This window comes from Granulicella aggregans (genome assembly GCF_014203275.1).
In the GTDB taxonomy this organism is placed as follows: Bacteria; Acidobacteriota; Terriglobia; order Terriglobales; family Acidobacteriaceae; genus Edaphobacter.
Genome location: NZ_JACHIP010000002.1, coordinates 990,533 through 1,004,089 on the forward strand (window position 1 = coordinate 990,533; position 13,557 = coordinate 1,004,089).

10 protein-coding genes are annotated in these 13,557 nt (G+C 63.5%); all 10 read left to right on the top strand.

Annotated features, from left to right (window positions below; genetic code table 11):
• The first annotated feature begins 158 nt into the window (after positions 1-158).
• The 10 genes from HDF16_RS09440 to HDF16_RS09485 all read left to right on the top strand — a co-directional run bounded on the left by HDF16_RS09440 (position 159) and on the right by HDF16_RS09485 (position 13,416).
• Positions 159-782, top strand: a complete 624-nt coding sequence (locus HDF16_RS09440) for a hypothetical protein (protein WP_184215813.1) — start codon at positions 159-161, stop codon at positions 780-782.
• Positions 783-786: 4 nt separating this feature from the next.
• Positions 787-1,227, top strand: a complete 441-nt coding sequence (locus tag HDF16_RS09445) for a hypothetical protein (RefSeq protein WP_184215815.1) — start codon at positions 787-789, stop codon at positions 1,225-1,227.
• A 171-nt stretch (positions 1,228-1,398) separates the two neighbouring features.
• Positions 1,399-1,908, top strand: a complete 510-nt coding sequence (locus tag HDF16_RS09450; RefSeq protein WP_184215817.1) for a hypothetical protein — start codon at positions 1,399-1,401, stop codon at positions 1,906-1,908.
• On the top strand, positions 1,905-2,897 hold the full coding sequence (locus tag HDF16_RS09455; RefSeq protein WP_221312622.1) for a hypothetical protein: 993 nt from the start codon (positions 1,905-1,907) through the stop codon (positions 2,895-2,897). Before HDF16_RS09450 ends, HDF16_RS09455 begins: the two co-directional genes overlap by 4 nt.
• A 293-nt stretch (positions 2,898-3,190) precedes the next feature.
• Complete coding sequence (locus HDF16_RS09460; protein WP_184215819.1) at positions 3,191-4,636, top strand: hypothetical protein; 1,446 nt, start codon at positions 3,191-3,193, stop codon at positions 4,634-4,636.
• Positions 4,633-8,181: an SGNH/GDSL hydrolase family protein gene (locus HDF16_RS09465; protein ID WP_184215820.1), complete on the top strand. Its 3,549-nt coding sequence runs from the start codon at positions 4,633-4,635 to the stop codon at positions 8,179-8,181. Before HDF16_RS09460 ends, HDF16_RS09465 begins: the two co-directional genes overlap by 4 nt.
• Positions 8,182-8,465: 284 nt before the next feature.
• Entirely contained in the window at positions 8,466-9,953 is a 1,488-nt protein-coding gene (locus HDF16_RS09470) for a terminase (protein WP_246408920.1), read from the top strand.
• 218 nt (positions 9,954-10,171) lie between these two features.
• Entirely contained in the window at positions 10,172-11,038 is an 867-nt protein-coding gene (locus HDF16_RS09475) for a HipA family kinase (RefSeq protein ID WP_184215824.1), read from the top strand.
• A gap of 81 nt (positions 11,039-11,119) precedes the next feature.
• Positions 11,120-12,091, top strand: coding sequence for a DUF3037 domain-containing protein (locus tag HDF16_RS09480; protein WP_184215826.1), 972 nt, complete (start codon positions 11,120-11,122; stop codon positions 12,089-12,091).
• 104 nt (positions 12,092-12,195) lie between these two features.
• Positions 12,196-13,416, top strand: coding sequence for a phage portal protein (locus HDF16_RS09485; protein WP_184215828.1), 1,221 nt, complete (start codon positions 12,196-12,198; stop codon positions 13,414-13,416).
• Positions 13,417-13,557 lie beyond the last annotated feature (141 nt).

The following is a 13,557-nucleotide window of genomic DNA, read 5'->3' on the forward strand; positions in this document are numbered from 1 at the left end:
CCATCCATGACTCGCTTTTGGTCATGGGTGGGATCCCATACCTTCCCCGACCTCGTACAACGTACAACTCACAACGAGCAACGCTCTCGACTTCCCCCAAGGGGCCGGCGTACCTTCACCGGCCCCTATCATCTCGACCGCACAGAAAGGCGGACACCATGGGCTATTTATTGCCCGCAGAGTACGAACAATTCGGCCTGCCCGCGGATACCACTGATGACTGGATCACCACCGCCTCCGCCCTCATGGAGAGCTACTGCCGCCGACCCAGCTTGCTCGCGACGCAATATGTAGAACGCGTCCGGCTCACGGCCAACTCGCAGACCGCCGTGCCCAGCTACAACCCGCTCGCAATCGTCGCGCCCAACACGTCCGCTCTCGTTGCCGCACGCATCCGCTACGGACAGCCGCGTCGGGGAGAGCTTCAGGAGCCGTTCCTCGCGCAGGTCGCATGGGCCTTCAGCATCCCTGGCAGTTGGAGCGATCTCGACCCCACCACCGTCGACATCAATCCTCAGACCGGCGAGATCACCTTCCCTCGCAACTTCCTCGGCCTCGGCTACAACGAGGTCGAGTTCACCTACACCGCAGGCCTCGTCACCATCCCCGATGCGGTAAAGGTCGCCTGTGCCCAGGTCGTCCGCAACGCCCAGGCCACACCTGCCATGAACGTCCGCGCCAACAAAATCGACACCATGCAGATGCAGTACTTCAGTTCCAGCATCATCGACCCGCAAATCCAATCATTGCTGCGGCCCTATCTCGCGCAGAGGATCGGGTGACCCCATGGCCAGCGTGAATGCAGCAGCAATCCGGGCAGCCGACACGCTGCTCCGAGGCGTCGGCGGACGGCAGGTTCTCCTACGCACCCCCGCCCCCGCCATCCCCAACGACGACGGCGAACAACTTGGGCTTTCCACGCCACAATTCCAGGACTTTCCCATCACCCCAGTCATCTACCGCCGCATCCGGCCCAGGCTCCCATCGTCCGTTGCCGCCACCCAGAGCCCCGCCCCGCAGTATGAACTGCTCATCTCCGCAACCGCGGTAAACGCCCTCATCGGCAGCCAGGAGTACAACTCCGCAGCCAAGCTCTTCAACACAGCCTGCGGAATCCTGATCGACGGCGTCCTGCTCAACATCGAGTCCGCCAACTATTCCGAACTTGGCGGCGCGGCCTATTTGTATCGCCTGCTGTTACGTGCTCCGCAAGCACTCCGAACCTAGCCGTCGTTCGCACTTTCAACAAGCCGTCATCCTGAGCGGAGTTTGGCGCGCACCTGCGCCAAACGCAGTCGAAGGACCCCGACGCAGATCACATCACCCATACCGTCCGAACCTTTCGGCCAACGATCTCCGGCCCCAATCCACCTCAGCACCACCCCCAAAGAGGTCACCATGCAAGACGCACGCGACTCCTTCTTCGTCGCCTTACGAACTCGCCTGGCCGCAATCAATCCCGACCGCACCATCGTCCTTCGCGGCCAGATCCGCCCCGGCATCCTGGTCGAGGAGAACGAACTCCCCACCGCCTTCCAGCCCGCCGACGCCTTCACCCTCCATTGGACTGCCATGGCCGTCGACGCCGCCGGCCCCCTGCCGCTCGTCGCCATGGAGTGCCAGATCAACTACGCCACCGATGGCACCTCCGGCAGCGGAGGCATGGACCGCGGCCGTCTGCTCGGAGCCATGGACGGCGAACTCACCGCCGCCCTGCTCACCGAGACCCAATCCGCCGTCAAAAAGAACTTCTCCGGCGTCGTGGGCACCGGAGCGGCCGCCGTCGCCATGGCCACCAACATCTTCTGGAGCACCCCACGCTTCGCGCCCGCTAAGACCTCCGGCGAACGCCTCGAACGCACCGCCACCGTCCAGCTCTTCGCGTATCAGGAAGCGGGTGAGCTATGAGTTCGCAACTCGTCCCCGCCACCGCGCCTGTGTCGAATCGCCTCCGCGCCTACTTCGCTCCCGTCAATCGAGCCACCGGCACGCCCACGTTCTTCGATCCCGCCCGGCAAGGCACCTTCGCCCTCGACACTCCACCAACCCCATGGATCGATCTAGGCTGGACCTCCAACTTCACTCGCAAGTCTGCCAGCAAGATAGCTCAGCTCCGCACCGGCGCTCCCGCCATCGTCCAGACCCAGGTCCGCTCTGAAGTCGAAGCCACCCTGTCTCTCGACTTCGAAAGCTGGGGCAAACTTCAACTTGCTGTCTCTTCAGCCTCCGAACAGCTAAATCTACTTGTAACCGCAATAGGCACAAATCCAAACGGCTCGGGAGGCACCGCTATAACCGCCGTCCCGATCACACTCTCCGGCTCGAGCGCCACCGCCCTCAACGTCGGTTCAGCAGCATCGACCTTCAACATCGGAGATATCGTCGCCGTAGACCTCGACTACACCGGCCAGACGGGATATGTCGGCAGTGGCGTCGCGGCCGCCTACGTCACCTCGTCCGCCGCAGTCGCAGGAGACGTCAGCTTCATCCGCCGCGTCACCCTCAACGTTGGCCGCGTCACGGCCATCGCCTCGGGCATCCTCACCCTCGGCAGCCCGCTTCTCGCAGGCGCGCCCACGGCAGGTATGCAGATCAGCCGAGTCGCCGGCTTCTGCGACCGCGAGGGCGGCAGCTTCTTCCAGGAGTGGTCCGCTCTCTTCGTCTTCGACGGCCAGCAGGGCGACCGCATCCTCTACCACTACCCACGCCTTCAGCCCCTGCAGGGAGCCTCCGAGATCGCCACGGCGCTTCCAACAACATCAACCGGTCTAGCCACTCAGCTCGAACGAACACGCCTCGCCGCCGCCTTCCGCGCCCTGCCCGTCACGGACGCCAACGACAGCGCCTCGGTCCTTTGCTTCCGCAGCTACCTACCCGGCCCCCTGCGCACCCTCTAGCCACCGAACACGGGCCACTCAAGAGGTCCGTCATCCTGAGCGGAGTTCGTCGCGCTCTTTGCGACGAACGTAGTCGAAGGACCCCGACGCCGCTCACGTCACCCATACAGCTCGCACCTTTTAGCCGCCTCTATCCGCGCCACTGCTGACCGGGTGCCCCATCCATGCAGCTTCACCGCATGGGTGGGACGTAAAACTCCACCGGCCTTGTTGATGGCGCGGCTTTAGCCGCTGAGGTACGCCTTCGCCTAAATCGACACATGCCCCACCCAAGTTCTTTCAGGAGACACCAAATGCCACGCACGCCCACACATCACTGGCTGATCAAGCTTCTTCTCCTCGCGACGCTCTTCGCCGGCTGCAACCCATCTCCGATCGCAACCGTAGCAGCCGCGCAGAGCTCCCCGACCCTACCCACCACCCAACTCATCGACACCGTCTACCGCGCCGACGGCAGTACCGCCACCGGCACCGTCCTCATCAGCTGGCCAGCCTTCACCACCTCTACAGGCTTGAGCGTTCCCTCAGGCAACACCTCCGTCACCATCAGCACAAGCGGAGTCTTCACCGTCACCCTCGTTCCCAACGCCGGCTCGAACCCCATGGGCAGCTACTACACCGCCGTCTATCACCTCGACGACGGCACCGTAAGCCGCGAGTACTGGGTGGTCCCCGTCTCCACCACGCCGGTCACCATCGCCACCATCAAGTCCACCGTCCTCCCCTCCAGCGTGGCCCTGCAGACCGTGACCAAGAGCTACGTCGACACCGCAATCGCCAATGCCGTCACCGGAGGCACCACCACCGGCACTACCGCCTACGTCCCCATCGCGGGCGGCACCATGACCGGCCCACTCCTCCTCCCCGCCGACCCGGTCTCGACCCTCCAGGCCGCCGACAAACACTATGTCGACATCAGCGTCGCCTCGGTCAGCGGAGGCGCGGGTGGCGTCGCCCTGCATCCCGCCGCCAGCCAGGTCATCACCCAACCCACAGCTACGAACCTCTCCGTCAATCGCCTCAACGGGGCCGAATACGCCTCGCAGTACGCCACCTCCGGTCTTGCCAATGGAGTAACCAACGCCACCGCCAGCTCCGACTGCACCAGCGGCTGCGAGGTCAAAGCCGACCCCAGCTACGCCGCCAACGAAGTCCTTCGCCCCATCCAGTGGCCCAGCCAGACCCATGTTGAAGACACCCGCAAAGGCGGTCGCTGGGACAGCTACATCAACCCCGAAAACTACCAGTCCCCGGGCCTCGAGTACGGCCAGTCGATTGACGTCGTCTCCACCCGCAGCGGTGCAGCACTCTTCCAGCTCAACGGAACCCAGAGTCCCACATCGGCCGGACTCTTCGTCTCCGACAAAGCCCCTGTCGGCGGCTCCAACCTATATCCCAAAACCATCGACACCACCGTCCCATACTTCAAGAGCGGCTACAGCGCCCTCGTCGTCAATGGCAACTACAACACCCAGGGCCAACACGTCCTCGAGCCTCGCCTCATCGACTGCTACGGCGTCGGCGACTGCCTCATCGGCTCCCAGTACCTCGTCTCCTCGGGCGGCTTCCGCGATGAAGCAGACGAAGGCACCCACCCCAGGACATCCAGGTCCTCGAAGATCCACAGGTCTTCGATGGCACCTGCGCCTCCGGCTGCTCCACAGGGTCCACGGCGATCAACATCACGCCCACCGCAGGCACCGGCACCCAGGGCGACGGCCGCTTCCTCATCAACATGAACCCCGCCAAAGTCATCTCCTCAGGCACCCTCACCGGAGGCAGCGTCGGATCACCCCATGCGTCCGCCACCTTCAGCGGGACCACCTTCCCGCTCAGCACCTTCTTCTCCACCGGCCAGGCTATCGTCTCGCAGACCAACGACATCGCCCCCGGCGCTGTCACTTTCATCATCGCCACCTCGGGAACGCCCTCCGGCTACGCCACCAACACCGCGTCTGCTCCTGCGACCTCCGGCCTCGCCTGCATCGCCGACCAGGTTAGCGGCGTCCTCCCTTCGAACTACGAGATGGCCACCTACACCGTCACCGACGCCGTCCACATACGCATCGCCTTCAAGAAGGCCCACGCCGCGCTCTCGACCATCGCCATCGGCGGCCTCTGCGGATATGGCCTCGAGCAGACGGTCGACACCGCGAACGGCATCCGGCAGGTCTTCCCCGTCGTAGGTTCTTACTCGGCGAACGGACTGTACTACGCGGGAACAACCTCTGCCGTCGTCGGCCAATCGAACACCACCAGCGCCTATCTCAACGTCAACCTCTCCATCGCCAACCTCACCCGTTTCGGCAACCTCGTCACCCTCACCACGACGAGCAATCTTCCGCTCGACCTCAACGGTCTGCCAGTCACCATCTCCGGCGTGGGCGACTCCAGCTACAACGGCATCTTCTCCGTCACCTCCATCGCCGCCAACTCGCTCACCTACAACCAGTCCGGAGCCAACAGCACCAGCACCGGCGGCACCATCGTGGTCGTCACCGGAGGCTTCGCCCTCTATCCCATGGCCGAGGTCCTGAGCGTCTACAACGCGTCTACCAAGGCGGTAGACGGAGCCATGACCCTCGCCCCCAACAACGCCGCCTGGGCCACCGGCGACTCCGTAGAAGAGCCCCACTTCTTCCAGCAGCAGCTCGCCGCCGACATCTCCTACATCACCCAAACCACACCGCGCCCCACCACCCTGACCCGCGCAGGCGTCACCTACCAGGGCAACAACGGCCCCGGACTGCAGGGCTGGACGATCAACAACACCACACCCGCCTCCAACTACATCGGCAACGGTGGCACCCACAACGCGCCTGATGCCGCTTACGAGGCCACCGGCGTCTGGAAGCGCACCATGGTCCTTCAGGGCGGCGAGACCAGCCTCTTCGACGTCAACTGCAACTCTCACGGCTGCACCAAGTGGAACAGCCCGTTCAACCTCTTCGAGCTCCAGAGCAGCGTCGGCACCGACACCATGCAGTGGGCCCCGCAGTCCAGCACCTTCACCATGAGCGTGCGCGGAACCGGCTTCAGCTTCGCCCCCAGCGGCTTCACCGCGACCAACATCAACGCCACCAATCTCAACGCAACCAACATCTCCGGCCTGGCCGCCTCCAGCATCACCGCTGGCACCTTCGCCGCCGCCCGCCTGCCGCTCTTCGGAGCAAGCGGAGCATCACACGCTATCGGCGCTGTGCCAGATCCGGGCGCAACAGCCGGCACTACCCGCTATCTCCGCGAAGACGGTAGCTGGTCCGTACCCGCGGGAACCAGCGGAGGAGGCGGAGGCAGCAGCTCGGTAGCCGCCATCACCTCCGGCACCATCGACGGCGCAACCATCGGCGCAACCACACCCTCCACCGGAGCCTTCACCACCCTCACCAGCACAACTCCCATCGCCCCAGCCAGTGGCGGGACCGGCTCCAGCGTCGCACCGGCCGCAGGCCAGCTCCTCATTGGCAACTCAGGTGGCACCGCCTTCGCCCCGCAGACACTCTCCGGCGACTGCACCATGGCCCCCAGCGGAGCCATCACCTGCCTCAAGGTCAACGGCACAAACCTAGGCGCAGCCGCTACCCATGGAGCCTCTATCTCCATCAACGGCACCGCCTGCGCCCTCGATGGAAGCTGCAACGCCTTCAGCTTCGCCACCCTGCCTCAACAGTCCGCCGTCCTCGCCGACTACCAGCTCAACGACGGCTCAGGTACCGCACCTGCCGACTCCAGCCCCAACGGCAACACCGGCAGCTTCCCCAGCGCTCCCGCAGCTCCCACGTGGACCAGCCAGGGTCTGGCCTGCAACGGCACCGCTGGAGGCGGCGGAAGCACTGGCCAGTACTTCACCACCGCCGGCACCCAGAACGCCAAGACCATCATGATGGTCTACACCCTCAGCGCTCCGGGCGGAAACAACGGCCCCGCCAATCCGACCTTCTACACGCTCTGGGCGAACTCCTCCATCGCCGGTCTAAGCTTCAACTCCGGCTCGCAGAACTACGGCTACCAGCCCTATCTCAGCGTCAACGGTGGCCAACAGAGCACCATGGACGGCTCCTTCGTCGGCACCCACGTCATGATCGTCGTCCTGGGTGTCGCTGGCGGCAACCCCACCCAGGACACCTACTACGTCGACGGCATCCAGCAGCCCACCGTCGCCGGCAGCGCCACAACCTTCGGCAAGTCGAACGGCGTCTACAACGTCTGCGGCGCGCCCACCGGCTACGACACCTATATGACCGGAAATGTTTACCGTTGGACTGCCTGGTCGACGCAGCTCTCCGCGCAAGACGCAGCAGCAGCAACCGGCCTGACCAAGACCCTAGCCCAATCGAAGGGCGTCAACTTCCAACCCTTCTACACCCCCACCATCACCCCGCAACTCGTCTGCACCGGCGACTCTCTCACCAACGGCAACGGCGTCACCCCCTTCTGCACCTCCGGCGTCCTCTCCACGAATATCGGCTACAACATCGTCAACTACGGTATCGGGAACATCGGCTCGAACGTCAACATGAGCCTTCTTCCCTCCCGCGAGAAGCTGGCCTACGCTCCGAACGCGAAGTCCAACGTCTCCTTCATCTGGAACGGCACCAACGACGTCGTCACCAAAGGCCGCACCGCTCAGCAAACGGTCGATGCCATTCTGCAGGAGTGCTCCATCATGCACACCTTCGGCTTCAAGACCATCGCCGCAACCGTCATCTCCCGCGCCACAGGTGGCACCTCGAACGACACCGCCGACAAGGACGCCGTAAACCCGATCCTCCGCGCCCAGGCCCTCAACTCCTGCGACGCCCTCGCTGACTTCGCCGGCAACCCCCTCGTCGGGGCGGATGGAGCGTACAGCAACGCCACCTACTACCAGGGCGACACCACCCACCTCACCGCCACGGGTCAGTCCAGCGTCATCGCTCCCATGGCCAGCCACGCCATCGACCAGGTCACCGGCTCGACCCTGCTGAACTGCGACCCCAACGTAGTCACCACCGCAACGTACACATCGGTGGCTGCAGACGGCTGCAAGGTCTTCAACACCGCAAGCAACGCCATCACCGACACCCTGCCATCTGCCATCGGATACACCAACCGCGTCATTCGCCGCTGCAACAACTCGTCCTCGGGATCGAACACGTTGACCATCGCTGCACCTTCCGACTCACCCTTCAACAACACCACCGGCACCACCACACTCACCGTCCCCAACAACAGCTGCAAAGACTTCAAGGGCGCACTGACCTCCAACACCTCCGCCGGCGAATTCTGGCAGCAATTGAACTAGACCGACCTGAGAAATTACCCTCGTCATCCTGAGCGAAGGCGAGTGCAGCTTCATCGCACACGCCGCAGTCGAAGGACCTGCTTAACCGCTCGCAGTACCACAACCGCCCGAGCCTTTCAGCAACAGAGCCGGGTGCCCCATCCATGACATGCCTCTGGTCCTGGGTGGGACATTCGTGCGAAGCACGAACCACTCCCGCCCACTTAGAAAGGAGGTCCCCCATCTCACCGCCCACTCGAACTCAAAGACCGGTCGAGTACTCCGACATCGGCTGCCTGCTGCAGATGGGCGAGCTTCTCAACCACCCGACGATCCAGGGCGACAACAGGCCCCCATTCATCTTCCTCGCCCACGAACTGCTCCACATCCGCGACCGATTCGGCGCAAAGCGCCCTCTCACCGCCAACGCCGCGCAGCGAGCCTATGAAGAGAACCGCGCCGCCGGCAACATCGTTCTCAAGGCCCGCCAGATGGGCATCACCACCTGGATCGCAGGCCGGTTCTTCCTGAAGACGATCACTTCGCGCGGCACCCTCACCGTGCTGGTCGCCCAGACCCGTGACGCCGCAGAAGCCATCTTCAAAATCGTCCAGAAGTTCTGGGAGGGCCTGGACGAAGAGCTGCGCGAAGGTGCTCTCAAGCGCAGCGTCGCCAATGTTGGCGGCATGCGTTTCCCCGCGCTCGACAGCGAGTTCCGCGTCTTGTCCGCCTCTGATCCAAACGCGGGACGCGGTCTCAGTATGCAGAACCTCCACTGCAGCGAGGTGGCACGCTGGACCGGCAACGCCGCCGCCACTCTCGCCGGCCTCCGCGCCGCGCTCGCCCCCGGCGGCGAGTGCGTCCTCGAATCAACACCCAACGGCGCCTATGGATGCTTCTACGAGGAATGGATCAAATCCATCGATCCCGGCAACCTCGACAGCGATCAGCGCCGAGTGCTCTCTGGCGCATCCGTCCGCCACTTCTTCCCCTGGTGGCTGGAGGAGGCCTACACCGGCTCTCCGGTCGCCGACCCCACACCGGAGGAGACGGAGCTGATGGCCCGGCACAGCCTCACCCCGGAGCAGATCGGCTTTCGCCGCGGCCTCGAGGCCAGCTACCAACGGCTCCGCTCGCAGGAGTATACCGAAGACCCGGAGACCTGCTTCCGCGCCACTGGAGACTGCTGCTTCGACATTGACGCCATCGACACCCGCCTCGCCGAGCTTGGCCCGCCGCCCAATACGCGACGCGGAGGCGCGCTGCACCTCTGGCTGCCGCCACTCCCAGGCGGAAAGTACATCGTCGGCGTAGACACCGCCGGTGGCGGCACGGACGGCGACTTCGCCGCAGTCCAGGTGATCGACCTCGAGTCCGGCCTGCAGTGCGCCGAGCTCCAGGAACGCCTCAAGACGATCGACCTCGCCCGCGCAGCCGCCGAGCTCGCCCGCGAGTACAACCACGCCGTCATCGCCGTGGAACGCAACAACCACGGCTCCGGGGTTCTAGCCCACCTGCAATCGGTGGAAAGCTACACGAACCTCTACGCAAACGCAGGCGAACCCGGCTGGCCGACCAATACCGCCACGAAGCCGCTGATGGTCAGCCGCATGGGCGCGATCCTCGCCGAGTCGCCGGGCATCTTCCTCAGCAGCCGCCTGCTCGCCGAGTGCCGCACCTTCGTCGCCTTCGCCAACGGCCGCACCGGAGCAGCTAGTGGCTCCCACGACGACTGCTTCATGGCCATGGCCGTAGCCCAGTCCGTCCGCCGCGAGCTCCTTGCCGGAAAGTAAACGAATGCCATGCCGTATGCTGAGGGCGTTGTCAGTTATGAGCTGTCAGTCCCCACAAAAAGCTTGTCATCCTTCGCCACAGGCGGAGGATCTACTGTTGATCTTGCCGTTGTCTGACCTTCGCCGTCATCCTAAGCGAAGTATCCCCGCATTTGCTCTTGCCGTTGCTCCAAACAACCAAGAGCATTAGCCTTGGACTTCAATCGAAAGGAAAACCCTTGGCCGTCCTCGCCGTCCAGGCAATCCGAAGAATGCGCGGCGGTGCCCAGAGCCAGCTCATGCTCGGGGCAGACGGCAACCTTTGGGTCGTGAAGTTCCAGAACAACCCGCAGCACCTTCGCGTCCTGGCCAATGAGATCATCGTCTCCCGCCTTGCCGAAGCAGCGGGCCTCACAGTCCCAAAATCCGATGTCATCGAGGTCACCCCCTGGCTCGCCGCCAACTCCATCGACCTCGAGGTTGACTTTGGCCGCGGCCGCCGCGAGCGCTGCCTTCCCGGGCTGCACTTCGGCTCACAATTCATCGGCGGTCTCGTTCCCGGAGAGACCGTCGACTACCTCCCCGAACCGCAGCTCGAAGAGGTCCTCAACCTGAAAGAGTTCGCCGGCATCCTCGCCCTCGACAAGTGGACGGGCAACTGCAACGGAAGGCAGGCGGTCTTCAGCCGTAAGCCTCGCGGAAAGAAATACAGTGCCACCTTCATCGACCAGGGCTTCTGCTTCAACGCCGGCGACTGGACCTTCCCCGACTCTCCGCTGCGTGGTGTCTACGCCCGCAACACCGTCTACGAGAAGGTCACCGGATGGGAGAGCTTCTCCCCCTGGCTCGAGCGCTTCGAACAGATGGCCCCCGAGACCCTCTGGACCATCTCCGAATCCGTCCCGCCCGAGTGGTACGGCGGCGACACATCCACCATAGAACGTTTGATGGAGCAGCTCCTCAACCGCCGTTCCCGAATCCGCGAGCTCATCACCTCATTCCGGGACACCGAGCGCGTCCCTTTCCCGCTCTGGACACCCTCGGCCAGCATCGCCGTACCGCCAAACTTCATGAAAGCCGCCGCCAGTAAGGACTACATCATGTAAACCGCATTCGGACCCAAAACTGCAAGCTCAACACTAAGATCTGGCAACGAACATCTGGCAACTTCGAAGAAAGGAGCATTTTTGCCTGCGACCCCCCGCATCCCCTGCGAGTTCTTCCTCATCCGCTACGTCCCCGACGTGGTCAAGGGAGAGTTCGTCAACATCGGCGTCCTGCTCCGTGAAGTCGGGACTGAGCCTGGCAGAGCCGCCGCATCGCGCCTCCTCTTCACTCGGAACTGGTCCCGCGTACGAGGTCTATATCCCGATGCGAATATTGCCATGCTCGAGTCGCTTGAAGCCGAGATACTTGTCCGCTTGAAAGACGAGGCACTGCAACCTGTTGAAGTCCTATACCCGAGGCGGATACTCGCTACTCTCCTCGACTCGTGCTCAAACTCGATTCAGATCTCAGTGCCTCAGGCATGTCTGGTGGAAAACCTTCAGGTCACACTGGATCAGCTGATGCGTCTCCACGTCGAGTCCCTCAAGGAACGCCAGGTCACCCGCGAACGCACCGGGCGATCCGCCATCGTCGCGGCTATGCGTACTGCGTTCGAGAAGACCGGGGCATGGAATCAGATGCAGAAACGCATCCCTGCTGCGCAGTACACTCGTCCCGGAGACCCTATGAAGCTCGATTGCGGTTATAGTATCGAGGTCCCCAATAGAGAAAGACAAGCCGCAACCGACCGCGAAGATGCCATTCGCATCTTTCATGCCGTGTCTCTGGAAAGAGATGTCGAGAGCGCCAAGGGCCTGGCGTTTTCTGCGCCGCAACTACGCGAAGGCGCAGTTCGATTGCATAAAAAGCGATGCGTCGATACGGGTCGTAATCCGACCGGCCTGGAATTCGATCTTGCCGCCGTCGTTGAACCTCTTCGCTCTCTTTCTGCGGAGAGTGGGGAAAAGACGAACGCCGACGACTTCGGCGACGAGGCAGCAGAACTTTACCTCTTCGGTGTCTTCACGATGGAGTCGGCAGGGATACGAGTCCTCACGATGAACAACCTCGTCGCAGCCGCCGAACGAGCCCGTAGCGAACTTCGCTTATAGGGCCAAGGGCCCTACCTAACGCTTCGAGATTCTATCGGCACAGCTCACAAGGCTGTGCCTCTTTCTTTGCTGCAAATCCGACTTCCATTCCACAGGAGCCTGTTATGAACCTCCGTTCCGCACTCAAATCCACCTGGTGCCGTCTCACCGGACTCCATGCCGCAGCCACGACCGAAGGCGCACGCAAGACCGCCCTTCTACCCTCGATTCTTAGCCCTCTCCGCCCCGGCGCAAACGGCCAACCCGCCCTCATCAAGCCCACTCCCGCCAACCTCCGCCGCTTCGCCGAGACCCCGGTAGCCCGCCGCGCCATCAACCTCGTCAAGGACAAGATCGCCAGCATGGATTGGCAGATCCGCGTCCGTCGCGGCCATACAACCGCCGAGATCCCCGACGCCGACTCGAAGCTCAAAGCCCTCCGCCGCGCCCTCGAAGAGCCCAACTCCTCCGACAGCTTCCGCACCCTCTTCGAACAGGTCATCGAGGACACGCTCGTCGGCGGCTTCGGAGCCATCGAGATGGAGACCACCGGCGATCCCGAGGCACCCTTCCACCTTTACCCCGTAGACGGAGCCACAATCCAAGTCGACCCCGCCTGGAAGGGCGACCCCACCCAGCCGCGCTACGCCCAGCAGACCGGACGGATCGGCACGGACGCTTTAATCCCTTTACTGGACGACGAACTGATGTACATCCGCCTCAACCCCCGCAGCCACACCCCCTTCGGCCTTGGCCGCCTTGAGGTGGCCTTCGAGACGGTAAATCAGTTTCTGAGTGCCAACCGCTACGCCGGCCGCCTCGCCTCGAACACCGTCGTCCAGTACGCCCTCTGGCTCAACGAAGCCACCCCCGAGCAGCATGACCGCCTCATCCGCTGGTGGCAGGATGAGATCGAAGGCACCGGGCGCGTCCCCATCCTCAGCAGCGAGAACAAGCCCGAAGTCCTACGCTTCGCCGGAGGCACCGACGCCGACCTTCACATCGCCTGGCAGGAGTTCCTCCTGCGCATCATCGCCAACGCCTTTGACCTGCCCCCCATGCTGCTCGGCCTCACCGGCGACGTGAACCGCTCCACCGCCGGCGAGATGGCCGACGAGGCCTTCGCCAGCGCCATCGTCCCCGTCGCCAAGCTCTTCGCCGAACACATCACCCGCGACCTCTTCGCCAAACGCCTCGGTTGGCGCGAGTTCGAGTTCGTCTTCAACGACCTCGAAAGCCGCGACGAGACCGAGGAGCTCAATATCCAGATCCAGCTCCTCCAGAACAAAGTCCTCACCATCGCGGAAGTCCGCGAGATGCGCGGGCTCCCCCCACTTCAGGCCTGATCACCACAAATTGGGTGCCCCATCCATGGCTCGCTTCTGGCCATGGGTGGGACATTCGTGCGAAGCACGAACCGTTTTCATCACCACCCCGCAACTCCGTCATCCTGAGCGAAGTCCCTTGCAGCTTCATCACAAGGGACG